Source organism: Streptomyces sp. TLI_105 (assembly GCF_900105415.1).
Lineage (GTDB): Bacteria > Actinomycetota > Actinomycetes > Streptomycetales > Streptomycetaceae > Streptomyces.
In genome coordinates this window covers 3,034,150-3,057,972 of the sequence record NZ_FNSM01000001.1, presented here as the reverse complement: position 1 = coordinate 3,057,972, position 23,823 = coordinate 3,034,150, and the positions used below count along the sequence as shown (strand labels likewise).

At 72.8% G+C, this 23,823-nt stretch carries 24 protein-coding genes; 18 read left to right on the top strand and 6 right to left on the bottom strand.

Annotation, left to right across the window (positions count from 1 at the left end):
* Window positions 1-65: 65 nt before the first annotated feature.
* Window positions 66-488 carry a hypothetical protein gene (locus BLW86_RS13775; RefSeq protein WP_143060249.1) on the top strand — a complete coding sequence of 141 codons (423 nt, stop codon included), beginning with the start codon at window positions 66-68 and terminating at the stop codon, window positions 486-488.
* A gap of 85 nt (window positions 489-573) precedes the next feature.
* Here the strand turns inward: BLW86_RS13775 and BLW86_RS13770 are convergent, their stop codons facing one another.
* A complete protein-coding gene (locus tag BLW86_RS13770) occupies window positions 574-966 on the bottom strand; it encodes an SCO4983 family protein (protein ID WP_093874319.1) in 393 nt (130 codons plus the stop codon).
* A gap of 113 nt (window positions 967-1,079) precedes the next feature.
* Window positions 1,080-2,291 carry a pyridoxal phosphate-dependent aminotransferase gene (locus tag BLW86_RS13765; protein ID WP_093874318.1) on the bottom strand — a complete coding sequence of 404 codons (1,212 nt, stop codon included), beginning with the start codon at window positions 2,289-2,291 and terminating at the stop codon, window positions 1,080-1,082.
* A 127-nt stretch (window positions 2,292-2,418) separates the two neighbouring features.
* On the opposite strand from BLW86_RS13765, the gene BLW86_RS13760 reads away from it, so the two are divergent.
* Window positions 2,419-2,919 (top strand): hypothetical protein, encoded by a 501-nt coding sequence (locus BLW86_RS13760; protein ID WP_093874317.1) that lies wholly within the window; start codon window positions 2,419-2,421, stop codon window positions 2,917-2,919.
* Window positions 2,920-3,134: 215 nt separating this feature from the next.
* The gene (gene mptB / locus BLW86_RS13755; protein WP_093874316.1) at window positions 3,135-4,541 is read left to right on the top strand and encodes a polyprenol phosphomannose-dependent alpha 1,6 mannosyltransferase MptB; all 1,407 of its coding nucleotides are present in this window, start codon (window positions 3,135-3,137) and stop codon (window positions 4,539-4,541) included.
* A 156-nt stretch (window positions 4,542-4,697) separates the two neighbouring features.
* On the opposite strand, the gene BLW86_RS13750 is transcribed toward mptB, so the two are convergent.
* Both BLW86_RS13750 and BLW86_RS13745 read right to left on the bottom strand, forming a co-directional pair.
* Window positions 4,698-6,278: an N-acyl-D-amino-acid deacylase family protein gene (locus tag BLW86_RS13750; protein ID WP_093874315.1), complete on the bottom strand. Its 1,581-nt coding sequence runs from the start codon at window positions 6,276-6,278 to the stop codon at window positions 4,698-4,700.
* Window positions 6,279-6,296: 18 nt separating this feature from the next.
* Window positions 6,297-7,562 carry an alanine racemase gene (locus tag BLW86_RS13745; protein WP_093874314.1) on the bottom strand — a complete coding sequence of 422 codons (1,266 nt, stop codon included), beginning with the start codon at window positions 7,560-7,562 and terminating at the stop codon, window positions 6,297-6,299.
* 127 nt (window positions 7,563-7,689) lie between these two features.
* Here BLW86_RS13745 and BLW86_RS13740 point away from each other — a divergent pair, with 127 nt between their 5' ends.
* The 3 genes from BLW86_RS13740 to BLW86_RS13730 are packed head-to-tail and all read left to right on the top strand — an operon-like array spanning window position 7,690 to window position 10,282.
* Entirely contained in the window at window positions 7,690-9,117 is a 1,428-nt protein-coding gene (locus BLW86_RS13740) for a PfkB family carbohydrate kinase (RefSeq protein ID WP_093874313.1), read from the top strand.
* Window positions 9,114-9,875 (top strand): IclR family transcriptional regulator, encoded by a 762-nt coding sequence (locus BLW86_RS13735; RefSeq protein ID WP_093874312.1) that lies wholly within the window; start codon window positions 9,114-9,116, stop codon window positions 9,873-9,875. The genes BLW86_RS13740 and BLW86_RS13735 overlap by 4 nt, the downstream gene beginning before the upstream one ends.
* On the top strand, window positions 9,872-10,282 hold the full coding sequence (locus BLW86_RS13730; protein ID WP_093874311.1) for a RidA family protein: 411 nt from the start codon (window positions 9,872-9,874) through the stop codon (window positions 10,280-10,282). Before BLW86_RS13735 ends, BLW86_RS13730 begins: the two co-directional genes overlap by 4 nt.
* A gap of 61 nt (window positions 10,283-10,343) precedes the next feature.
* Here the strand turns inward: BLW86_RS13730 and BLW86_RS13725 are convergent, their stop codons facing one another.
* The gene (locus tag BLW86_RS13725) at window positions 10,344-11,696 is read right to left on the bottom strand and encodes a M14 family metallopeptidase (RefSeq protein WP_093874310.1); all 1,353 of its coding nucleotides are present in this window, start codon (window positions 11,694-11,696) and stop codon (window positions 10,344-10,346) included.
* A 203-nt stretch (window positions 11,697-11,899) separates the two neighbouring features.
* On the opposite strand from BLW86_RS13725, the gene BLW86_RS13720 reads away from it, so the two are divergent.
* A complete protein-coding gene (locus BLW86_RS13720) occupies window positions 11,900-13,243 on the top strand; it encodes a serine/threonine-protein kinase (RefSeq protein ID WP_256341666.1) in 1,344 nt (447 codons plus the stop codon).
* A gap of 55 nt (window positions 13,244-13,298) precedes the next feature.
* Here the strand turns inward: BLW86_RS13720 and BLW86_RS13715 are convergent, their stop codons facing one another.
* The gene (locus BLW86_RS13715; protein WP_177181646.1) at window positions 13,299-15,020 is read right to left on the bottom strand and encodes a chitinase; all 1,722 of its coding nucleotides are present in this window, start codon (window positions 15,018-15,020) and stop codon (window positions 13,299-13,301) included.
* 390 nt (window positions 15,021-15,410) lie between these two features.
* Here BLW86_RS13715 and BLW86_RS13710 point away from each other — a divergent pair, with 390 nt between their 5' ends.
* From BLW86_RS13710 to BLW86_RS13660, 11 genes are all read left to right on the top strand, one after another.
* Window positions 15,411-16,430, top strand: coding sequence for a hypothetical protein (locus tag BLW86_RS13710; protein WP_093874307.1), 1,020 nt, complete (start codon window positions 15,411-15,413; stop codon window positions 16,428-16,430).
* A 55-nt stretch (window positions 16,431-16,485) separates the two neighbouring features.
* Complete coding sequence (gene cpaB, locus BLW86_RS13705; RefSeq protein WP_093874306.1) at window positions 16,486-17,193, top strand: Flp pilus assembly protein CpaB; 708 nt, start codon at window positions 16,486-16,488, stop codon at window positions 17,191-17,193.
* Between the two features lie 7 nt (window positions 17,194-17,200).
* Entirely contained in the window at window positions 17,201-18,466 is a 1,266-nt protein-coding gene (locus BLW86_RS13700) for a CpaE/TadZ family protein (RefSeq protein WP_093874305.1), read from the top strand.
* A gap of 3 nt (window positions 18,467-18,469) precedes the next feature.
* Window positions 18,470-18,838 (top strand): TadE/TadG family type IV pilus assembly protein, encoded by a 369-nt coding sequence (locus tag BLW86_RS13695; RefSeq protein ID WP_093874304.1) that lies wholly within the window; start codon window positions 18,470-18,472, stop codon window positions 18,836-18,838.
* Window positions 18,835-19,221, top strand: a complete 387-nt coding sequence (locus tag BLW86_RS13690; RefSeq protein ID WP_093874303.1) for a TadE/TadG family type IV pilus assembly protein — start codon at window positions 18,835-18,837, stop codon at window positions 19,219-19,221. The genes BLW86_RS13695 and BLW86_RS13690 overlap by 4 nt, the downstream gene beginning before the upstream one ends.
* Window positions 19,218-20,561, top strand: coding sequence for a TadA family conjugal transfer-associated ATPase (locus BLW86_RS13685; protein WP_093874302.1), 1,344 nt, complete (start codon window positions 19,218-19,220; stop codon window positions 20,559-20,561). The genes BLW86_RS13690 and BLW86_RS13685 overlap by 4 nt, the downstream gene beginning before the upstream one ends.
* Window positions 20,562-20,631: 70 nt before the next feature.
* Entirely contained in the window at window positions 20,632-20,907 is a 276-nt protein-coding gene (locus BLW86_RS13680; RefSeq protein WP_093874301.1) for a hypothetical protein, read from the top strand.
* Window positions 20,904-21,851, top strand: a complete 948-nt coding sequence (locus BLW86_RS13675; protein WP_093878654.1) for a type II secretion system F family protein — start codon at window positions 20,904-20,906, stop codon at window positions 21,849-21,851. Before BLW86_RS13680 ends, BLW86_RS13675 begins: the two co-directional genes overlap by 4 nt.
* A gap of 14 nt (window positions 21,852-21,865) precedes the next feature.
* Window positions 21,866-22,753 carry a DUF5936 domain-containing protein gene (locus tag BLW86_RS13670; RefSeq protein ID WP_093874300.1) on the top strand — a complete coding sequence of 296 codons (888 nt, stop codon included), beginning with the start codon at window positions 21,866-21,868 and terminating at the stop codon, window positions 22,751-22,753.
* Between the two features lie 206 nt (window positions 22,754-22,959).
* Window positions 22,960-23,169: a Flp family type IVb pilin gene (locus BLW86_RS13665; RefSeq protein ID WP_256341303.1), complete on the top strand. Its 210-nt coding sequence runs from the start codon at window positions 22,960-22,962 to the stop codon at window positions 23,167-23,169.
* Between the two features lie 2 nt (window positions 23,170-23,171).
* On the top strand, window positions 23,172-23,795 hold the full coding sequence (locus BLW86_RS13660; RefSeq protein WP_093878652.1) for a pilus assembly protein TadG-related protein: 624 nt from the start codon (window positions 23,172-23,174) through the stop codon (window positions 23,793-23,795).
* Window positions 23,796-23,823 lie beyond the last annotated feature (28 nt).

Genomic DNA, 23,823 nt, shown 5'->3' with positions numbered 1-23,823 from the left:
AGCGATCCCGGTACCGAACCGGAGCGGGGGGTACCGTGGGCCCCCTGTTCGGAGGGGGTGACGGGATGCCGCGGTGGGCGGTCGTGCTGTTGGTGACGATGGGCGCGCTGGTCGTGCTGGTGCCGGTCGGCGGAATCGCCGCGTACGTCTACGTCTCGGGGGAGGTCCACGAGGGCATGCGGTTCCCGTCCGACGACGTGACGGTGGCGCGGTGCGCCCTCGACCCGGCCACCGGGCGGCCGGTGGCGGAGCTTTCGATCACCAGCCAGGCGGTCCGCAAGGGTGCCTACACGGTGACGGTGGAGTTCCAGGACGAGCGGGAGGAGGCCGTCGACCGGGGGACCGGGACCGTCAGGGACCTCGCGGTCGGGGCGACCGGCCGGACGACGGTCGCGGGCGCGAAGGCGTACGGAGGGGGCGTACCGCGGTGTGTCGTCTTCGACGCCGAGTTCGAGTCGACCGAACCGGTGGCGAACGCCACCCGGTGAGACGTCCGTCGGTGCGGGTGCGGGGGTGGGTGCGCCGGTGAGTGGCGCCCGGTCCGCGTGGTTCGTGCCACGCGGACCGGGGCCGTCAGGGGGCGGCGACCAGGGTGTCCCCGGCCAGCGCCGCGGTGTGCGCGTCCATGCGCTCGGCGGCGAGGATCGCGGCGGCCGTGTCGGCCCGGGAGGCGGCGACGACCAGTGCGCGGCCCGCGAGGGCGTGTGCCCTGCGGTGCAGGTCCTGTGCGGGCGAACCGCTCAGTCCGGCGTGCCGCGCGGGCGGTGCGCCGCGCAGCCGCGCCACCTGCCGGGCGATCAGCTCGCCGGCCTCCGTGTCGCCCAGCTCGTCGGTGACGGCGAGCAGGGCGGCGAGGTGTCCAGCGAGCTGGATGTCCAGCTCCTCCTCGCGGGAGCGGTGCGGGTACGCGTCCTGGGCGTCGTCGGCCATCCGGTGGACCGACTTGGTGCGGATCGGTTCGTACATGGGGATGGCCTCCTGAGATGCTCTGAAGGCCATCCTAGCTTAGATTCAATCTAAAGTTGAGAGTTGTCCGGAGTTCGGGACGGGGTCGGCGGTGCTCCGGCCCCGGCCGGGGATCAGGGCTGGCTGTACCCGTCCAGGAACCGGCCGATCCGGGTCACCGCGTCCGCCAGGTCCGCGGCCGCCGGCAGCGTGACGATCCGGAAGTGATCGGGCTCGTGCCAGTTGAAGCCCGTCCCGTGCACGACCATGATCTTCTCGGCCCGCAGCAGGTCCAGGACCATCTGCCGGTCGTCCTTGATCTTGTAGACGTTCGGGTCGAGACGCGGGAAGAGGTACAGCGCGCCCTTCGGCTTCACGCACGTCACGCCCGGGATCTGCGTCAGCAGCTCGTACGCCGTGTCCCGCTGCTCCAGGAGCCGCCCGCCCGGCAGCACCAGGTCCTCGATCGACTGACGGCCCTGGAGCGCGGCGGCCACCGCGTGCTGCGCCGGCATGTTCGCGCAGAGGCGCATGTTCGCGAGGATCGTGAGGCCCTCGATGTACGAGGACGCGTGGTGCTTCGGACCGCAGACCGCGAGCCAGCCGGAGCGGAAACCGGCCACCCGGTAGTTCTTGCTCATCCCGTTGAAGGTGAGGACGAGGAGATCGGGGGCGATCGCGGCGGTCGGGGTGTGCGTGGTGCCGTCGTAGAGGATCTTGTCGTAGATCTCGTCCGAGCAGACGACCAGGTTGTGCCGGCGGGCGATCTCCGTCAGCGAGCGGAGCATCTCGTCGTCGTAGACGGCGCCCGTCGGGTTGTTCGGATTGATGATCACGATCGCCTTGGTGCGGTCGGTGATCTTCCGCTCGATGTCCGCCAGGTCCGGCATCCAGTCGGACTGCTCGTCGCAGCGGTAGTGCACCGCCGTACCGCCCGCGAGCGAGACCGAGGCGGTCCACAGCGGATAGTCCGGGGCCGGGACGAGGACCTCGTCACCGTCGTCGAGCAGCGCCTGCATCGACATCTGGATCAGCTCCGAGACGCCGTTCCCGAGGTAGATGTCCTCGACGGAGAGCGGGATGCCCTTGGTCTCGTAGTGGCTCATCACCGCCCGGCGGGCCGAGAGCAGCCCCTTCGCGTCGCCGTAGCCGTGCGCCTCGGAGAGGTTGCGGAGCACGTCCTCGAGGATCGCGGGCGGACACTCGAAGCCGAAGGCGGCCGGATTGCCCGTGTTCAGCTTGAGGATGCGATGACCCGCAGCCTCAAGCCGCATCGCCTCTTCGAGCACCGGACCCCGGATTTCGTAACAGACGTTGGCGAGCTTCGTGGACTGGATCACCTGCATGACGAGAGCTTACGGCGGGCGCGGCCGGGACGCCGAGTGTTTTGGGACACGTCGGACAACCGGACCAGGTCCGGCGGACTGTGACCCGGATCGCATCGGCGGTGTCGTGCTCCCTACAATCCGGGCCATGGACCACCACGACCCCGGAGCCGCCGGACCCCGGCGCGCCCGCCGCCGCCACGCCTCCGCACGCCGGGGCCGCGGAGCGGTGTGGCTGCTCGCCGGGGGTGGCGCCACCGCCCTCGGCCTCGCCGCCGCGCTGCTCGCCGGCGGCCTCGGCAAGAGCGGCGGCACACGGTCCCCCGTCGACGGCGGGGCGGAGGGGCCGCCCTCGATGATCCAGGCCGACCCGACCGACGGGACGTCGAACACTTCGGGGGCGGCGGGGGGTGCGGCCTCCGGCTCCTCCTCCGGCTCCTCCTCCGGCGGCGGTGCCACGTCCGTGCCCGGCGGCCCTACGAGCGCGCCCGCTCCCTCCGCGAAGTCGACGGCCACCGCTGCTCCGTCCGGGACCGCGACCACCACCCCGGACGCCTCGCCGACGGCCGAACCGTCCGCCACCGCCTCGGCCGGCTGGGGGCCGGGGAAGCCCGGGAAGGGACGGGGCGGCACCAAGCGCCCGAAGTAGGGGCGGCCAGGGCGGGGGAAGCCCGGGCGGTGAGGGCTTGGCTCGGCTTGTGGTCTTGGGTGGCCCGGGCGATGGGGGCTTGCCTCGGCTTGTGGTCTTGGGCGGTCCGGGCGGTGGGTGTGCCGGGCGGTGGGGCCCGGGCGGTGGCTGTGTCGTGCGGTGGGGCCGTGGCCTCGGCTCGGGGCTTCGGGGCGGTCGGGATAGGTTGGCACGTCATGTGGGTCTTCAGTGCCTCCGGATGCCGGTGGCTGGGTGCGGGCGGATCGCTCGCCGTCGCCGTCGGCGGCTACGCGGCCGGCACCCTTCCGGTCCTCGGCGGCGGGCCGCTGTGGCAGCCGCGCGGCTCCGCGCTCACCGTCGCCGGAGCCGTCCTCGCGTACCTCGGCCTGACCCTGCTCGTCGCCGCCTGGTGGCGCTACGGCGTCCTCCTCGCCCGAGGCCTGCGGGACGGGGTCCTCGCCACCCTCGCCTGCTGGACCGCGCCGCTGCTCCTCGCCCCGCCGCTGCACAGCGCCGACGTCTACAGCTACATCGCCCAGGGTGCGATGGTCCTGTCGGGCCACGACGTGTACGGGGCCGGGCCCTCCGTCCTCGGCCCCGGCGACCTCGGGGCCGACGCGGCCGCCAGCGTCGGCGGGAACTGGACCGACACCCCCGCGCCGTACGGTCCCGTCTTCCTGCTCCTCGCCGCGGCCGTCGTGAAGGCGACCGGCGGGGCGGTCGTGCCCGCCGTCCTCGGGATGCGACTGATCGCCCTCGGCGCGCTCGCCCTGATCGTCTGGGCGGTGCGGGGGCTCGGGGGCGGCGGGGGTGGCCTCTGGCTTGCCGTGCTCAATCCGTTGTTCCTGATCCACGTCGTCGGCGGCATGCACAACGACGGGCTGATGATCGGCCTCATGCTCGGCGGCGTCCTGCTCGCCACGCGCGGGCGGTGGGTGCTCGGCTCCGTCCTCGTCGGCTTCGCGATGATGGTGAAGTCCCCGGCGGCCGTGGCCCTGCTCTTCATCGGGGTGATGACGGCGCGCGGGGGCGGTGTACGGGGGCTCGTGAAGGGCCTCGTCCTGCCCGGGGCCGTCGCGGGGGCGGTGGCGGCGGGGGCGTCTGTCCTCGCGGGGACCGGATTCGGGTGGGTGCGGACGCAGAGCGTGGCCGCGGCCATCCATACGCCGCTGTCCGTGACGAGTGACCTGGGACTGGGGCTCGGGGCGCTCCTCGGCGACCCCGACCCGGTCAAGGCCGTCGTGCAGAAGCTGGGCCTCGCCCTTGCCCTCGCGGTCATCGCGGTGCTCGCGTGGCGGGCGTACCGGGGGCGGCTCGATCCGGTGCTCGGGCTCGGGCTTTCGCTGGTCGCGCTGGTCGCGCTCTCGCCGATGGTTCAGCCCTGGTACCTGCTGTGGGGGACGGTCGTCGTCGCGGCGGTTGCTTGGCGGGGGCGGGTGGGGCAGGTGTTGGCCGTGCTGTCCGCGGCGCTGGTGTACGAGACCCAGCCGTCGGGGCACACGCCGGGATACGGGTTCGTGCTCGCCGGCGTGGTTCTCGTGCTGGGGCTGTTGTGGGTGCGGCGGTCGCCGTGGGTGGGCGGTGCCTTGGAGGGGGCCGCGCCGGTGGTTGCCGGGCGGTAGGGGCTCGGGCGCCGCAGGGGGCGCCGTTCCGTTGTGCCCGCACTCCCCCAAGCTCTCGGCTTCGCTCGAGCAGGGGCCCCTCGCCCCAGCGGAACGATCGCCCACAACGGGGGCGGGGCGATCGCCCACAACGGGGGGCAGGGCGATCGCCCCGTCTCAGGGAGTGCGGCGGATCGACCTTCCCGCCAGGACGTCCGTTCTCTTGCCGTCCTCCATGACGAACTTGCCGTCGATCAGGACGTGCGGGATGCCCACCGGGAGGGTCCTGGGGTTTTCGTACGTCGCGCCCGACGCGATCGTCGTCGGGTCGAAGAGGACCAGGTCCGCCACGTAGCCCTCCTTCACCAGGCCCCGGTCCGGGAGGCGGAGGCGGGTGGCCGGGCGGGAGGTGAGATGGGCGACGCACTCCTCCAGCGAGAGGACGCCGAGCTCGCGCACGTACCGCCCCAGGTACTCGGGGAACGTGCCGTACGCGCGCGGATGCGGCTTGAGGCCGTGGAGGATGCCGTCCGAACCGCCCGTGTGCACCCGGTGGCGCATGATCGTCCGGACGTTCTCCTCGTGGCCCACGTGCTGGAGGATCGTCGTGCCCAGGCGGTCGTCGACGAGGAGCCGGCGGGCGGTCCGCCAGTCGTCGACCCGGCTGCCCACCCGGCCCGCCGCCGTCGGGTCCGAGACGCCCGCGATCTCGATCGTGTGCCAGTCGACCGGCACCCCGTGGCAGCCGTCCGAGCCGAGCTCCTCCAGGTGGTGCCGGATCCGTTCCGCCGTGGCGGCGTCGCGGAGGCGTTCCAGGGTCGCGTCGGGGCCGCCCTCGCCCGCCCAGCTGGGGAGCAGCGCGACCAGGGTCGTGCTGCCGGGGGTGTACGGGTACGTGTCGAGGCTGATGTCGGCGCCCGCGTCGAGGGCCTCGTCGAGGAGGGCCAGGAGCTCCGGGGCGCGGCCCTCGTTCACGTCGAAGTTCATGGTGGCGTGGGCCAGGTGGAGGGCGCAGCCGGCCTCGCGGGTGAGCGTCACCATCTCCTCGTACGCGCGGAGCGCCCCCGCGCCGTACGAGCGGTGGTGCGGGCAGTAATAGCCGCCGTACTCCGCCACGACCCGGCACAGCTCGGTGAGCTCGGAGTCCGACGCGTACATCCCGGGGGTGTAGGTGAGACCGGAGGACATGCCGACCGCGCCCTGTGCGAGGCCCTCGGCCACCAGTCGCCGCATCCGGTTCAGCTCGCGCTCGGTCGCCGGACGGTCCTCCCAGCCCATCGCGTACATCCGGACCGTGCCCTGGGGGACGAGGTACGCGGCGTTCACGGCGATCCCGCGGTCGAGCCGGTCCAGGTACTCGCCGACCGTGCGCCAGTCGAGTTCGAGATCGGAGCCGTCGCCGTTCCAGCCGGTGATCGCCCGGCGGACCTCCGCGAGCGTGCGGTCGTCGACGGGGGCGTACGAAAGGCCGTCCTGGCCCAGGACTTCGAGGGTCACGCCCTGCGCGGCCTTCGCGCTGTGGTCCGGGTCGCGGAGCAGCGCGAGGTCGCTGTGGGCGTGCATGTCGATGAAGCCGGGCGCCAGGGCGAGGCCCTCGGCGTCCAGGACGCGGCGGGCGGTCGGGCGCTGGCAGCCGGCCGCCGCGGCCTCCTTGACGATCGAGACGATCCGGCCGTCCTCGATGCCGACGTCGGCCCGGTAGGAGTCGCCGCCGCTGCCGTCGACGACCTCCGCGTCGCGGAAGACGAGATCCATCACCCTGGCGCTCCCTCGCTCCTAGAAGAACGTGCGGATGTGGTCGACCACCGTGCCGTCCGCCTCGACGAGCGGGATCAGCTGCCACTTGTCGAAGATCGTGCAGGGGTGCGACAGGCCCATCCCCACCCAGTCGCCGACCTCCAGGTCCGCGCCCGGTTCGGTGCGGAGCCAGGCGTGCTGGTCGGACAGGCCCGTCACGGTGATGCCCTCCGCGGGGCGGATCTCACCCGTGCGGGCGTCGCGGACCACCTGCGCCTCGGGGAGGTGCAGGTCATGGGCGGCGTCCCGCTTGCCCGCGTTGGTGAAGGCCTGCTCGGAGGTGGGGCGGGAGACGACCTGCGACCAGAGCCGGAACGCGGGCTGCAGCGCGCCCTCCTCGGGGATCCGGTTGAAGGGGGTGCGGTCGCGGTACTGGCCGTCGTCGTGCGAGACGTACGCGCCGGAGCGCAGCAGCTTCAGGACGGGGAGGGAGAGGTCGGGGATCTCCGCGAAGACCTCGGCGACCGTGTCGAACCACTCGCTGCCGCCCGCGGTCACCACGATCTCGCCGATGGCGGGGTCGAAGCGGCCGGCCTTGTCGAAGTCGGCCGCGAGCCCGACGAGTCGGCGCAGCCACTCGCGCACCGAGTCGGCGTCGGCGCCGGGCATCGTGCCCTCGTAGCCGGCGACGCCGACGAGCCGCAGGGTGGGGGCGGCCGCGACCGCGTCGGCGACGGCCGCGCACTCCGTCTCCGTCCGTACGCCCGTACGCCCGGTCGAACCGGCGGCCAGCTCGACGACCACGTCCACGGGGCGGGCCGCGCCGGCCGCGCGCAGGGCCTCGTCCATCAGCTCGACGCCGCGCACGGAGTCGACGTAGCAGACGAAGCGGAAGTCCGGGTCGGCGTCGAGCTCGGCGGCGAGCCAGCGCAGGGCGACGGCGTCCACGAGCTCGTTGGCCAGGAAGATCCGGGAGATGCCGTGCGCGCGGTAGACGCGGGCCTGGTGGGGGACGGCGGCGGTGATGCCCCAGGCGCCGTGCTCCAACTGCCGGTCGAAGAGCTGCGGGGCCATGGAGGTCTTGCCGTGCGGGGCGAAGGCGAGGCCGTGGCGCTCGGCGTAGGTCTCCAGGAGGCGCAGGTTGTGCTCGACGGACTCGGCGGAGAGGGCGAGGACGGGGGTGGTGAAGCCGCCGGTGAAGAGGTTGCGCCGCTGGGCGGAGAGCTCGCCGACGGTCAGGCCCTCGGCGTCCGGGGGCAGGGCCTTGAAGCGGTGGTCGACGCGCTCGCTCGCCAGGTCGGGCATGAGGCCTCCTCGTTGTGGGCGTTGCGGAATGTGCAACGCTCATTGCGCATGGTGCTCACGGCTGTCTAACATCCGGGCCGAGGCCGGGTCAATGGACCCGTACGAGTCGAGTCACAGGGAGGCGACCATGAGCGGACCCCCGCCGGTGGACGCGGCCCTGGAGAACGTCCGCCCGGAGAGCGCCCGCCAGGAGGCCGCCCGCCGGGACGTCGCCGCCCGCCCGGAGGCCGGCCGCCGGGACGCCGTCCGTCCGGAGGTCGTCCGCTCGGAGGTCGGCCGCCCGGACAGCGTCCGCCCGGACGTCGTCTGCCTCGGCGAGTCCATGGTCACCTTCCTGCCCTCCCGGCCCGGCCGCCTCGCCGACGTCCCCTCCTTCACCCGCGCGATCGGCGGCGCCGAGTCCAACGTCGCCTGCGCCCTCGCCGCCGCCGGACACCGCGTCCGCTGGGTCGGCCGCGTCGGCCGCGACGGCTTCGGCGACCACCTCGTCGACACGATCGCGGGGTACGGGGTCGACGTCAGCGCCGTCGGCCGCGACCCGCACCGGCCGACCGGCGTCTACTTCCGCACCGACGAGGACCGGGCGACCGACGCCCACGAGGTCGTCTATTACCGGGCCGGTTCCGCGGCTTCGGCCATGTCGCCGGCCACCGTTCCGTACGAGGCCGTCGCCGATGCCCGGATCCTCCATCTGACCGGCATCACCGCGGCGCTGTCCGCGGACTGCCTGGCTCTGATGCGGGAGCTCACCGCGCCGCGGCCCGGGCGACCGCTCGTCTCGTTCGACGTGAACCATCGGCCGGGTTTGTGGCGGGACGGCCGGGCCTCCGAGGTGCTCCTCGAACTGGCCCGTCGGGCGGATGTCGTCTTCGTGGGGGCGGACGAGGCGGCGGCGCTGTGGGACTGCGGGGACCCGGCCGCGATCCGTGCGGTGCTGGCGGAGCCGGGGGTGGTGGTCGTGAAGCTGGGTGGGGAGGGGGCGATGGCGTTCGAGCGCTGCGCGGCTTCTTTCCCCACCCGACCCCTTCCCGAACCGGGACTCCGTCCCGGACCCGGCGCCTCAAACGCCGGCGGGGCTGAATACCAGCCCGTCCGGCGTTCGAGGACACGGCCGCAGGCCGTACGGGGGTCTGGGGGCTTGCCCCCGGTTTCGGGAAGGGGCCGGGTGGGGGAGAAGGCCCCGCGCAGCGGCCCCGCAGCCGCACTCGACACAGCTCCACTCGACGCACCCGCACCCGTCGGCCGCCCACCCCGCGGACGCGACACCGCCACCCCCGTCCCCGCCCCCCGCGTCACCGTCGTCTCCCCCGTCGGCGCCGGCGACGCCTTCGCCGCCGGTTTCCTCTCCGGGACCCTCCGCGGGCTCGACATGAGGACCCGGCTCCGGCACGGGCACCTCGCGGCCGCCGCGGCCCTCACCGTGCCGGGTGATCTGGCGCGGCCCGCCCGCCGGGCCCGCGCCGACCGGCTGGCCGCGCTCGACGACGCGGCCTGGGGCACACTTCACCTCGGCCCCGGCTGGACGGGGGACGACCAGGAGGTACGTACGCCATGAGCCAGACCGTCGACCGGGCGCTCAGCATCCTGCCGCTGCTCGCCCAGGGTCCCGCCGATCTCGGGCAGGTCGCCGAGCGGCTCGGCGTCCACAAGTCCACGGCCCTGCGGCTGCTGCGCACCCTCCACGAGCACGGTCTCGTCCACCGGCAGCAGGACCAGCGCTACCGCCTCGGCGCCCGTCTCTTCGCGCTCGCCCAGGAGTCCGTCGAGAACCTCGACGTCCGCGAGATCGCCCACCCCTACCTCCTCGCCCTCAACGAGCGGACAGGCCACACGGTCCACCTCGCCGTGTACGAGGAGGGCGAGGTCGTCTACATCGACAAGGTCGAGAGCCGCTACCCGGTCCGCATGTACTCGCGCATCGGCAAGCCCGTCGCGATCACCGTCGCCGCCGTCGCCAAGCTGCTCCTCGCCGACCTGCCCGAGCCGGAGCGGCGCGCCGTCGCCGCGAAGCTCGACTACCCCCCGTACACGCCCCGTTCGACGCCGAACGCCGCCGCCTTCCTCAAGGAGCTGGCGACCGTACGAGAACAGGGTTGGGCCACCGATCTCGGTGGCCACGAGGAGTCCATCAACTGCGTCGGCGCGCCCGTCCGGGGCGCGGACGGGCGGGTCGTCGCCGCCCTGTCGGTCTCGGCGCCCAACGTGGTCGTCACCGCCGAGGAACTCCTCACCCTCCTCCCGGAGGTGCGCGGCACCGCGGACGCCATCAGCCGCGAGTACTCCGGCAAGCCCGCTACGAAGGACACCGCATGAGCGAGAAGACCGCGATCACCCCCGCCACCCACACCGCCCCGCCCGCGAAGTTCTCGCACGGCGTGCGGAAGGGCAACATCCTCCAGGTCGCCGGCCAGGTCGGCTTCCTGCCCGCCGTCGAGGGCCAGGCGCCGACGGTCGCCGGCCCGACGCTGCGCGAGCAGACCCTGCAGACCTTCGCCAACGTCAGGGCGATCCTGGAGGAGGGCGGCGCGAGCTGGGACGACGTGATGATGATGCGCGTCTACCTCACCGACGTGGACCACTTCGCCGAGATGAACGAGATCTACAACCAGTACTTCGAGGAGCAGGACCTCGAGGCCCCCGCCGCCGCCCGCACCACGGTCTACGTCGGCCTCCCGCCCGGCCTCCTCATCGAGGTCGACGCCCTCGCCGTCCTGGACTGAGCCGCCGAAGCACGGGGTGCCCCGGCCGTCACGGCCGGGGCACCCCTTCGCCTACGGGCCGTCAGGCCGCGCAGTACTGCGCCTGCTTGCCGATCGAGCGGTACATGCAGTCCGCGTTCTCCAGGAGCTGGAGGACGGCGTCGCGGTTGCGGCTCGTCTCGCGTTCGATGACCTCGTCGGGCGGGTAGAAGCCGCCGCCGCCCGAGGACGGGTACATCTCGAAGGTGTACGCGAAGATCTTGTGCGCACCCCACAGGTAGTCGTCGATCGAGCCGTCCGTGATGTACAGGTCGCTGGACTGCTCGGGCGTGTAGCCGTTGCTCGCGGCCATCTTGCCGCCGACGGTCGCGAAGGCGTCGCGGTCGTCCTGGGTCATGCCCGTGGTGGTGTTCGCCGTGGTCCAGCCGAAGGGCCAGAGGACCAGCTCGCTGTACGTGTGGAAGTCGATGGCCGCCGTGATCTGCTGCTTGCCGCCGACCACCCGGGAGCGGACGAAGTCGGCGACGACCTTCACCTCGGGAGCCGACTCGGGGGCCGCGCCCCGGTAGGTCTCGGAGCTCTTCGTGCCGGAGGAGCCGCCGCAGCAGCCCCACTTGTAGTCCCAGTTCCGGTTGAGGTCGGTGCCGATGTACGAGGAGTTGGCGTTGGGCTGCCGGTTCTTGCGCCAGCTGCGGTAGGAGCCGCTCGCGATGTCGTACTCGCCGCCGTCCGGGTTGAGGTCGGGGACGATCCAGATCTCGCGGCCGTTCACCATGTTCGTGATGCGGGCGTCCGTGCCGTAGCCCGCGCCGAGTTCGCGCAGCAGGTAGAGCGCCATCTCGACGGTGAGGTGCTCGCGGGCGTGCTGGTGGTGGGTGAAGAGGACCTCGGGCTCGGCCTCGTCCGTGCCGACGTTGTCGCTGACCTTGATGGCGACGATGTCGCGGCCCTGGTACGTCTTGCCGATGACCCGCTTGCTCATGATCGAGGGGTAGGCGGCGAGGCGCTGGTCGATCTCCGCGTTCGTCTCCGCGTAGTTGTGGTACTTCGCGTCGGCGGAGGGGAAGTCGAGCGGGCCGGCCGTCTTGTCGGCCGCGGTGGAGCGGTCGGGCGGGCCGGGCAGGGCGACCGGCGCGTAGCCCAGGGCCTTGAGCCGGGCGAGCTGTTCGGTGTTGGCGCTGACGACGACCGAGCGGGCGTCGACCTCGTCGATCGAGACGCCGGTGGCGGTCAGCGCGGTGCGGGCGGCGACGGTGGACGGTCCGGCGATCTCGTACTGCCGGATCACCTCCTCCGCGCCGGAGGCGATACGGGCGGCGGTCGGCGCCGGGTCGGCGCCGGCGGGTGTGGTGAGCGCGGAGAGGGGCGCCGCGAGGGCGAACGCCACGAGGGCCGCGAGGGTGGCGGACCTTCTGCCGCGTGTGGGACGTCGCATGCTGTCTCCTGGGTGGGGAGTGTGGGGGAGTGCGACCGAGTCGTGCGGGTGTCCGGACGCATGACGGCCCGGACGTGTGAGTGTCCGGGCACATGGTCCGTCTATGTCATGAACGGGTCAAGATGGGGAGTTCGGCCATACTGTCCCGCGTGGGGACCCTCATCGGTAGATACGTCATCGAGCACAAGCTAGGCGAAGGCGGCATGGGCACCGTCTATCTGGCCCGATCGCGCGGCGGGCGCGCCGTCGCCGTCAAGGTCGCGCGGCCGGAACTCGCCTCCGATCCGTCCTTCCGCGCCCGCTTCCGCGCCGAGGTCGCCGCGGCCCGGCAGGTCGGCGGATTCCACACCGCACAGGTCGTCGACGCCGACCCCGAGGCGGAGTCCCCCTGGCTCGCCACCGCCTACATCCCGGGGCCCACCCTCTCCGGACTCCTCACCGCCGAAGGCCCCATGGACGAGCGGCGGCTGCGCTCCCTGGGCGCCGCGCTCGCCGAGGCCCTGGAGGCGATCCACGCCTGCGGGCTCGTCCACCGCGACCTCAAGCCCGGCAACATCGTCATGGCCGCCGACGGGCCGCGCGTCCTCGACTTCGGGATCGCCCGCGCCCTGGAGTCCACCCGGCTCACCGCCACCGGCTCCGCCTTCGGCACCCCCGGCTACCTCGCCCCCGAACAGGCCCTCGGCGAGGAGGTGACCGGCGCCGCCGACGTCTTCGCGCTCGGCGCCGTCCTCGTCGCCGCGGCCGGCGGGCGGCCCTTCGGCGAGGGGACGCCGATGGGGCTCATGTACCGGTCGGTGCACGAAGCCCCCGACCTCGGCGCCGTACCGGAGGCGCTGCGGTCGCTCGTGGGGCGCTGCCTCGCCAAGGACCCCGCCGAACGGCCCACTCCGGACGCCATCATGGACGAGCTGATGGAGGGGCGGTCCGGAGCCGGAGCCGGGGGCGAGGCCGGGGCCGGGGCTGTGGCCGGGGCGTTCGGGCCGCCCGTAGCGCCCTCGGTGCCGTCCGTGGTGCCGGACCCCCGGGTGGCCGCGTCGACGCCCGCCGACGCGGTGCCGATGTCCACGCCCCAGGGGCCGCCCGCCGACGCCGTGCCCGGGTCCTTCGGTGCCGTGCTGCCGCCCGGCCGCGCGCCGGCGACGTCGATGCCGGGCGCCGGTGTCCAGGACGCCGTCCCCGGCCCCGTACCGCACCCCGTCCCCGCCCCTGCCCCCGTACCGCATCCCGCCTACTACCTTCCGCCGCCGCCCCTCGTGCCGCCGCCGCCCGCGCCGGACTTCACCGCCGCCGACCGGAACTCCGGGATCGCCGTCGACGGGACCGGGGTCTCCCTGCACTTCTTCGGCGAGGAGGCCGACTTCCTCTGGAGCGAGATCGGCGCCGTACGGTACGAGCGCGTCCGGCGCGACCGGGTGCTGCGCGTCGCCGTCACGCTCTACGACGGCTCGGTCTACGACTGCGAGGTCGACGGCCGCCGCGCCGCCCGGGTCGACGAGTGGATCCGGCTGCTCGACCCGGTGCTGCGCCACTACCTGCCCGCGTGACGAAGGCGCGGCGCCGCCGGGGGAGCGGTGGCGCCGCGCCGACGTCTCGGGACCGCTACGGCAGGTTGTGCACGTGCGGGCCCACCACGTTCGACCAGGCGTTGCCGGCCGTCGCGTCCCAGTTGGTCGACCAGGTCATGGCGCCGCGCAGCGACGGCCAGGTCTGGGCGGGCTTGAAGGTGCCGCAGCCGGTGCCCCTGGTCAGGCAGTCGAGCGCGTTCTTCACGACCTGCGGGTCGACGTAGCCGCTGCCCGCTCCCCGCGTGGAGGCGGGGACGCCCAGGCCGACCTGGGACGGGGCGAGGCCGCCCTGGAGCTGGATGCAGGCGAGGGCGGTGAGGAAGTCCACCGAGCCCTGGCTGTAGACCTTGCCGTCACAGCCCAGCATCGAACCACTGTTGTAGTACTGGGTGTTGACCACCGTGAGGATGTCCTTCACGGCGAGCGCGGTCTTGAAGTACTCGGAGCCCGTGTTCTGCATGTCGATGGTCTGCGGGGCCATCGTCAGGACCATGGAGGAGCCCGCCTTGGCGGAGAGCTGCCGCAGCGCCTTGGTGAGGTACGTGGCGTTGACGCCGTGCTCCAGGTCGATGTCGATCCCGTTGAAGCCGTACTCCTGCATCAGGGCGTACGCGCTGTCGGCGAAGGCGGTCGCGGTGGCGTCACTGTTGATGGTGACGTTGCCCTTCTCGCCGCCGACGGAGAGGATCACGGACTTGCCGGCCGCCTTCTTGGCCGCGACGTCGGCCTTGAAGTCGGCGACCGAGGCGTAGCCGACGGCCGGGTCGAGGGTGAAGGCGATCTGGCCGGGCGTGGCGGTGGAGTCCGCGAAGGAGACGGCGATGATGTCGTACGCCGCCTGGACGTCCCGCAGCTTCTGCTTCGCGGCGCCGTTGTCGAAGTTCTGCCAGTAGCCGGTCACGGCGTGCTTGGGCACGGCCGGGCCGGGGCCCGGGTCGGTGGCCTTGGCGGTGCGGGCCGTCACGGCGGCGGACTTCGCGGACTCGCCGGCGGCGTTCGTCGCGGAGACCTGGAACTGGTAGGCGGTGTCGGCGGTCAGCCCCGTGACGGTGGCGGACGTGCCGGTCACGGTCTGCGGGTTGCCGCCGTCGCGGTACACCTTGTAGCCCGTGGCGCCGGAGACCGCCCCCCAGCTCAGGGCGACGGAACCGGTGGTGACCGTGCCGGCGGCGAGACCGGCCGGGGTGGACGGGACGGTCGGGTCGGGGTCCTGGCCGCCGCCCCCGTCGGGCCCGAAGACGCTCACGTCGTCGACGGAGTACGGGGAGGTGCCGTACCAGCCGTGGGTGTAGATCTCGACGGAGGTGGTGCTCGCCCCGGTGGTGAAGGTGGTGGTGAGCTGCTTCCAGGAGGGGCTGTCGGGCGTCCAGGTGGAGACGGTCCCGGTGCCGGTCCCGGTGTTGTTCGCGCCGAGGTAGGCGTAGCCGCCCTGGACCCAGGCGCTCAGCGTGTACGTCGAGTTGGGCTTCACGGTCACGTTCTGCACGCACTTGGCGTTGTCGAGACCGGCCGGGGTGGCGCGCAGGGCGCCGGCGCCGGTGCGGACCGGCGAGGAGACGGCGGCGCCGCTCCCGGCGGAACAGGACCAGTTGGCGAGGCCGTTCTCGAACCCGGCGTTCCTGGCGACGTTGACGTCCGCCGCCTGTGCGGTGCCGGCTCCGCCGACGAGGACGAGCCCGGAGCCGACGGCGAGCGCGAGCGCTCCGCCGAGCAGGCGGCGTCCGTGCGGGCGGGTGGTGGTGCGGTCCACGTGCATCCTCCGGTGGGGGAGTTGGGGATGTGGAGGTGCCGTACGTCGTCGTACGGAGGGGAGGTGCGGGTACGGGGGTACCGGCGGCGGCCACCGCTGTCGGAACAAGTTGGTCCAGACCAATCGCCTTGTCAATACCCCGCGCGACGAACGGCGTTCGGCCGTGAGAAGGGTCCGGGGTCGGAACCCGGCTCCCGGGGGCCCGGGCCGGGGCCGCTCCAGGGGGCGAGGTCAGGGCGCAAATTAGTGGGGACAGCTTGGCGGATTGTGTGTTCACCACCCCGGGCGACGTGGATAAGGTGCAGAGACGGCGGCACCCTGCGGTGACGCCGCGAACGCGGTAAGTGATCCGCGGCCCCCGGGGCGCCGGAGGCCGGAGGGGACGGGGGGCCCGACGTGCCGACAGCGATCGCCGTCACCAGCGCCGACCTGGTGCTGCCGCCGACCGACCCCGGGACCCCGCAGGCCGCCGTCCTCCCGCCCCCCGAGACCCGCTCGCTCGACGCCTCCCTCGCCGACATGCAGCAACTCCTCGCCCGGTACGGACACGTGGTCGTCGTCTGCCCCACCGCCGCGCCCGCCGCCGTCGAGCACCGCCTGCACGCCGTCCGCTCCCTCCTGGAGAGTGACCGGATCGCGCTGGTCAGGACCGACCTGCCGCCCCTCGGCGCGGCCGTCCTCGTCCGCCAGCTGCGGCAGCTCGCCGGCTACGACCTCAACGCCGGAGTCCTCGCCTCCGCCGCCCGGCTGCTCGCCCACTACATCTACGCCGGCGCCGTCCTCGGCTCCGTCTCCCGGCTCGACCGCGTCCCCGTGAGCCTCGGCTCCCACCTCAAGGGCTGGCTCCCCGGCGCCCACTTCGCCGTCCTCGCCGGACCGACCCCGCAGATCGTCCGGCTCGGCTCTCGTTCCGGTTCCGCTTCCGGGTCCGGCTCTCGTTCCGCTTCCGCTTCCGGCGGGGAGTCCCTCGCCGGACCCGAGTTCGCCACCGAACTCCTCCTCGCCCGCGGCCAGCTCCAGACCGACTGGCCCACCACCGCCCTCGTACCCCGGTGGCGGATCCCGGGGCCCGTGCACGAGGTGCCCCTGCCCGCCTCCTCGCCCGGCTGGTGGGGCACCGGCAAGCTCGTCGAGTTCGCCGCGTACCTGCCCGACCCGTCCGTCCTCCACCAGCTCGTCTCCTCCGTACGCCGCGAGACCTGCCACTGGTGCGGGATGGAACTCATCGGCGACCGCTGCGGCTTCTGCGCCGCCCCGCTGCCCCCGGCCGCCCCGCCACCCCCCGACCCGGGGACCCGCGCCCTGGGGTCGGGGTCGCGGGAGGGCGGACACGGCCCCGGGCCCGGGGCACGGCCCGGCGCGCACGCCCGTGCCCTCGGACCCGGCGCCGGGGCCGTCCGCGCCGCGCTGCCGTGAGCGGTCCCGCGCGCCACCGCCACCACCCCACGACCCCGACCGAGGAAGTACGGCCATGAACTCCCGCCAGCGCCGCGGCGTGATCCTGCTGCTGCTCTCCGTCCTGTGCGCCCTCGGCGCCTTCGCCGGTGTCCTCGCCGTCATCAGCGACGTGAACTCCAAGGTCGGCCCGGAGACCACGGCCTACCGGCTCGCGAGGGACGTGGAGCCCTACAAGCCCCTGAGCGCGAACCTGTTCGAGAAGATCTCCATCCCCAAGCGCTGGCTCTCCTCCACCGCCGTCACCGACCTCCGCCAGATCGAGGGCAAGATCGCCGTCACCGAGCTCAAGGCCGGCTCCCTCCTCCAGACCGACATGATCGTCGAACGTCCCCAGCTCAGGCCGGGAGAGCAGGAGATCGCGATCATGGTCGACGCCGCCGCCGGCGTCGCGGGCAAGATCACCGCCGGTGTCACCGTCAACATCTACGCGACCTTCGCCGGCGAGAAGAAGGGCGACCCCGACCAGTCCCGGCTGATCGTCACCGGCGCCCGCGTCCTCGACATCGGCAAGCTCACCCCGGTCTCCGACAGCTCCGACCGCGCGAACCGCGCCACCTCCGCCGTCCCCGTCACCTTCGCGCTCTCCACCCTCGACACCCAGCGCGTCGCGTACGCCGAGTCCTTCGCCGAGCACGTACGCCTCGCCCTCGTCGCCCCGTCCACGGCCGGCTCCCCGGTCGACAAGGGCGACCGCACCTACACGCTCGACAAGGACAAGTGAGGCCGGTATGACCACCAGGATCCTGCCTGCCGTCGGCGACCTCGACGCGGCCCGGTCCGTCAGTACGCTGCTCAGCCAGCTCCCCGACGCCGAACCCGCCCAGCCGGTCACCGACTCCACCCAGCTCGTCGACACCCTCGCGCGCCTCGCCGCCGCCTCCCTCGACGAACTCCCCGAGGTCGTCCTCGTCCACGAGCGGATCGGACCCGTCCCCGCGCTCGAACTCGTCCGCGAGGTCGCCCTCCGCTTCCCCGCCGTCGGCGTCGTCCTCATCACCGCCGACGCCAGCCCCGTCCTCTTCTCCGCCGCCATGGACTCCGGCGCCCGAGGCCTCGTCACCCTCCCCCTCGGCTACGAGGAACTCGCCAGCCGCGTCCAGGCCGCCGCCCAGTGGTCCCTCGGCGTCCGCCGCCACCTCGGCGCCGGCGCCGAGCCGGTCGCCGGCCCCGGAGGCACCGTCGTCACCGTCAGCGGCGCCAAGGGCGGCGTCGGCGCCACCGTCACCGCCGTCCACCTCGCCCTCGCCGCCCGCGCCTCCGGACGCAGCGTCGCCCTCGTCGACATGGACCTCCAGAGCGGCGACATCGCCTCCTACCTCGACGTCCAGTTCCGCCGCTCCGTCGCCGACCTCGCGACCATCGCCGACATCTCCCCCCGCGTCCTCCAGGACGCCGTCTACGTCCACGAGACCGGCCTCTCCCTGCTCCTCGCCCCGGCGGAGGGCGAGCGCGGCGAGGAGGTCACCGACCGCGCCGCCCGCCAGGTCGTCAGCGCCCTGCGCGGCCGCCACGAGGTCGTCGTCCTCGACTGCGGCTCCCGGCTCGACAGCGCCAACGCCGCCGCGATCGAGATGGCCGACACCGCGCTCCTCGTCACCACCCCGGACGTGGTCGCGGTCCGGGCCGCCAAGCGGACCGTACGGATGTGGGAACGGCTCCAGGTCCGCAAGGCGGAGGAGACCACGACGGTGGTCAACCGCCACCACCGCTCCACCGAGATTCAGCCGCCCCTCGTCCAGAAGATCACCGGCACCCGGATCGCGGGCGTCGCCGTCCCCGCCCACTTCAAGGAACTCGCCGCCGTCGTCGACGCCGGCCGCCTCCACGAACTCGACGCCAAGTCGACCGTCAAGCAGGCGCTGTGGACCCTCGCGGGAGAGCTGGGCCTGGTCGGCGCGCCGGCGACCGACACCCCCGGCAACCCCGGGAAACAGCTCGCCCGCGCCGGCGACCGCGGCTCCCTGGGCCTCCGCCGCCGCACCGGAGGACGCTGAACGATGCGGACGTACCGGGACGACGACAGGGGGCAGGTGGCGGTGGAGTTCCTCGGAATGGTGCCGCTGATCCTGCTCACCCTCGTCCTGCTGTGGCAGGTCGTCCTGGTGGGCTACACGTACACGCTGGCGGGCAACGCGGCGGACGAGGCGGCGCGGGCCTATGCCGTCGGCGACGACTGCGGAGAGGCTGCCAGGCGGCACCTGGACGGGGCATGGGCGAGCGGCGTCGAGCCGGACTGCAACGCCGGCGGGGGCATGGTCGACGCCGTCGTGAGGGTCCAGGTCCCCGTACTCGTCCCGGGCATGGGAGGCCTCTTCTGGGTAGAAGGCAAGGCGGCCGCCGTGGACGAGAGGAGCCCCACGCCATGAGAAGCGACCACGGGAAGGCCCGGCGCGACCGCGGCCAGGCCGCCATCGAGTACCTCGGCTTCCTTCCCGTCCTGCTCGTCGTCGGGCTCGCCGGGCTTCAGCTCGGCGTCGCCGCGTACGCGGCCCAGCAGGCGGGCACGGCGGCCCGGGCGGCCGCCCGGGCCGCCACCAGCGACGCGGATGACGCTCCCGACCCGCAGGCGGCCGGCTACGCGGCCGCGAGCTGGGCCACCCAGGTCGACGTCGCACGCCAAGGGGGAGAGGCCGTCGCCACCGTCCGCGTCCGCATCCCCCAGGTCGTCCCCTTCTGGAGCTTCGACCCCGTCACGAAGACCGCCACCATGCCGCTGCCCGAGACGTCCGACGGGGAGGACCTGCCATGAGCCTGCGTGCCCGGATCAACGCCCCCGAGGAGAAGGCCACGGGCGGCGGCCGGGAGGACGGCCACCTCGTCGCCGCCTTCCGGGCCAAGCTCCTGGAGGAGATCGACCTCACCGAGATGTCCGCGCTCGCGGCGGCCGAGCGGCGGGCCCGCCTGGAGCGCGTCCTCGGCCACATCATCAGCCGCGAGGGCCCGGTCCTCTCCACCGCCGAACGGGCGCAGCTGATCCGCCGGGTCGTCGACGAGGCCCTCGGCCTCGGCGTGCTCGAACCGCTCCTCGAAGACGCCTCCATCACGGAGATCATGGTCAACGGCCCCGACCAGATCTTCATCGAGCGCGGCGGCCGCGTCGAACTCCTCCCGCTCCGCTTCGCCTCCCACGAGCAGCTGATGCAGACCATCGAGCGGATCGTCTCCACCGTCAACCGGCGCGTCGACGAGTCGAACCCGATGGTCGACGCCCGGCTCCCCTCCGGCGAGCGCGTCAACGTGATCATCCCGCCGCTCTCCCTGACCGGGGCCACGCTCACGATCCGCCGCTTCCCCCGGGCGTACACGCTCCACGAGATGATCGGCCTCGGCTCCCTCGACGAGCAGATGCTGCTCCTGCTCTCCGGGCTCGTACAGGCCAAGTTCAACCTGATCGTCTCCGGCGCCACCGGCACCGGGAAGACGACCCTCCTCAACGCCCTCTCCGGCCTCGTCCCGGACGGCGAGCGGATCATCACCATCGAGGACTCGGCCGAACTCCAGCTCCAGCAGTCCCACGTCATCCGCCTGGAGGCCCGGCCGCCGAACATCGAGGGCCGCGGAGCCATCTCCATCCGGGACCTCGTCCGCAACTCCCTGCGCATGCGCCCCGACCGCATCATCGTCGGCGAGGTCCGCGGCGGCGAGACCCTCGACATGCTCCAGGCGATGTCCACCGGCCACGACGGCTCGCTCGCCACCGTCCACGCCAACTCGGCCGAGGACGCCCTGATGCGGCTCCAGACCCTGGCCTCGATGTCCGAGGTGAAGGTGCCGTTCGAAGCGCTCCGCGACCAGATCAACAGCGCGGTCGACGTCCTCGTCCAGCTCACCCGGCACCCGGACGGCACGCGCCGGATCACCGAGATCTCCGTCCTCGCCTCGCACGGCCGGGAACGCTTCCTGCTGGCCACGGTCTGCCGCTTCGAGGCGCAGCCGGTCGCGGCCGACGGACGGGTGTACGGGAGGTTCACGTACCACCCGCTGCCCCGGCGCGTCGCCGAACGGCTCTACCTGGCGGGCCAGCCGATCCCACAGGCGTTCGGGGTGGCGGCGACGGATGCCCACCTGGCCACCCGAGAGGCGGAGTGATGACCGAAGCCCACATGCCCACCGGAGGCGCAGTGACGATGACGGACCCGACCTGGCTGCCGGGGGAGCGGTGGACGACGGACCCGACGTGGCGACCGGGAGAGCGGTGGACGACGACGGACCCGACGTGGCGGCCCGGGGAGGAGCGATGACGACCCATCCGACCTGGCAGCCGGGGGTGCGGTGGACGGCGACGGTCCCGGCCCGGCTGTCGGGGGAGCGGTGGACGGCGACGGTCCCGGCCCGGCTGTCGGGGGAGCGGTGGACGGCGACGGACCCGACCCCGCAGCTGGGGGTGCGGTGGACGGCGACGGACCCGACCCGGCGACCCGAGGCGCGGCCATGATGACGGACCCCTTCTGGCTGACGGCGGGCGTGGCGTTGCTCGCCTGCGTCCTGGGCGTCGTCGGCGTCCAGCTGTACGCGAGCGGGGCCCGCCGTCACGCCGCTCTCGTCGCCCGGCTCGACGAGAGCGGCGAACCGGAGGCCGTGACCGGCCGCCGCAGACGCCGCTTCCGGGGAGTCGACCGGCGCGTGCGGAAGACCGCCCTCGGCCGGAAACTGGAACTGCGGATCGCGGCGACCGGCCTCGACATCACACCCGGCGAGTTCACGGTGGCCCTCGCGGCGACCGTGGCGGTCCTGTGGGTCGTGGGGCAGGCGGCGCTGTCCCCGTTCTTCGGCCCGATCTGCGGGCTGCTCGGCATCTGGGTGGCCATCGGCTACCTCAACTGGCAACGCCAGAAGCGCATCGAGCGATTCATCAACCAACTCCCGGAGCTCTCCCGCATCCTGGCCAACGCCACGCAGGCCGGACTCGCCCTCCGGATGGCCCTGAGCCTGGCCGCCGACGAACTGGAGGCACCGGCGGGCGACGAGCTGGAGAAGGTGGCGCAGCAGCTGGCCGTGGGCACCTCCCTCGACGACGCGCTGGGGGAGCTCGCCGAGCGCCTCCCCTCCCGCGAACTGGTCGTCCTCGTGACCACCCTCGTTCTGGCGAACCGTGCCGGCGGCACGGTCGTCTCCTCTCTCCGGAACCTCACCGAGACCCTGGAGGAGCGCAAGGAGACCCGGCGCGAGGTCCGCACCCAGCTGTCGCAGGTGAGCATGACCGCGTACTCCGTCCCGGTCATCGGCGTCGGCTCCCTCCTGCTGATCGACAACATGCAGCCGGGAGCGCTGGACCGGATGACCGGCTCGACGATCGGACAGTTCGCCGTGGTCGCTGCGTTCGCCCTGTACGTGGTCGGCTTCGCCGCCATCCGCCGCTTCTCGAAGATCGACGTGTAAGGGGCCCGTGCCTGATGGACCTCCTCCTCGCCCTCCTGGCAGCCCTCGCCGTCGTGGGCATGGCCTACGGCCTACGCCTCTACAGGGCCGACGCCCGACTGCCCGACGACCTCAAACTCGCCCTGGAGGTCGGCGCCACCCGCACGGGGGCCGTCGACTCGGCCGTCGACCGCCTGGGCATGCGCTGGTCGCCGGCCGTGCTCCGCCTGATGGGCCCGAAGCGGGTGAACGCCGTCCGCCGCCGGATCGACCTGGCGGGCAACCCGGGCGGCCTGACCATCGACCGGTACGGGGCGAGGCGGGCGGTCTACGGCTTCCTGGGCGGCCTCGGCGGCCTGGTGATGCTGAGCAAGGGCTCGTACGTGACGGCTCTGCTGCTGCTGGCGTTCGGCGCGTTCTGGACGGAGGTCGGGATCTGGTCGGCGGTCAGGATCCGCAAGGACCAGATCGAACGCACCCTGCCGGACTTCCTGGACGTCCTGGCCGTCGTGGTCTCGGCGGGACTCGGCTTCCGGCAGGCGCTGGAACGGGTCGCGGAGAAGTACGAGGGCCCGTGGTCCGACGAACTCCGCATCACGCTCCGCCAGATGGACATGGGCGTCAGCCGACGGCAGGCCTTCGACGAACTGCGGCGCCGCAACGACTCGGAACAGGTGGCCCAGTTCGTCACGGCGCTGCAGCAGGGAGAGGAGCTGGGAGCGCCGATCGTCGACACGCTGATCCAGATCGCCAACGACATGCGGCGCACGGACGCGCAGAACGCCCGCCGCAAGGCGGCGAAGGCGGTCCCGAAGGCCACGATGGTGATCACGACCCTGATGGTCCCGGCGACCATGATCCTGCTGGGAGCGGGCCTGTTCCTGGGCACGGGGACGGACTTCGGGTCGGTGACCGGCGAATGAGCGCGGTGACATATTCGGGGGAAACGGCTTCAGGCGCGCAACCCGATGTGCCAGAGTGCGGACTGAGTGTGAGGGGGGTGGAGCCGATGGACCGGATCGCCGCGACCCGCGCCCACCGGCCCACCCGATGACGGGCCCCTGTCCGCCGACCCGCGCGTCGGCGTACGGTGCCCAAGCGCAGGCGTCCGAACGCGGAGGGGACCACGATGAACGACGCGATGCTGAAGGCCCTGACGAAGGCCAAGGTAGGAGTCACCAGCCGACTGTTGCGGGGGGACCGCGGGCAGACGGCGGTGGAGTACCTGGGGATCATCGTGGTGGTGGTGGCGATCGTGGTGGCGATCACCGGCACGGATCTTGGGCAGTCGATCAAGGGTGCGATCGCGGAAAAGATTGCGGAGCTGACGGGCGAGTAGCGCTGCGGCGTTCCGGGGATTCAGGTCAGGCCTTTCCCGTCTACATTGCCGTGATCGCGGGCCTCTTGTTCTTGGCGTTTGCCTACTACTTGGTGGGGCAGGCGGCATTGACTCGAAGCAGCGCACAGACCGCTGCTGACGCAGCAGCACTCGCAGCGGCTCAGGATGCCCGGGAGCAGCTGCATGAGGGCTGGATTGAGGTAATCCTCGACCCTGGGCAATGGGACAGGTTCCTTCAGGGCGTGGCGTACACCGAGGCCTCCGCGTGTCGGCAGGCAGCGGAGTTTGCTGCTCGAAACGAGGCGGCCCTCACGGGCGACCAATGTATGCCTCTCGCTACTGGGGAGCATGGTTTCAAGGTGACCGTAAGCACGACGGGCCGAGAGTCGCACCACGCTACGGCGTCTGCTGAGGCCGTACTCGAACCGCGTTGCACCTTTGATGCCCCGAAACCCACTCAGGGTCCTTCGGGGCCCACCCCGGGCCCGACGCCTACGAGCCCCGATGAGGACGGTGGGGAACCCGTAGTTGGCCTCGTATGCGACGGCGAGCCGTGGGTGATCGATCCAGACAGTTCGATCCTCCCCGGTGCCGCAGATCTCTTCAGAGTCCGACTATCGGACTGACCCGCGACGAACAAAGGAAGCACGCTCC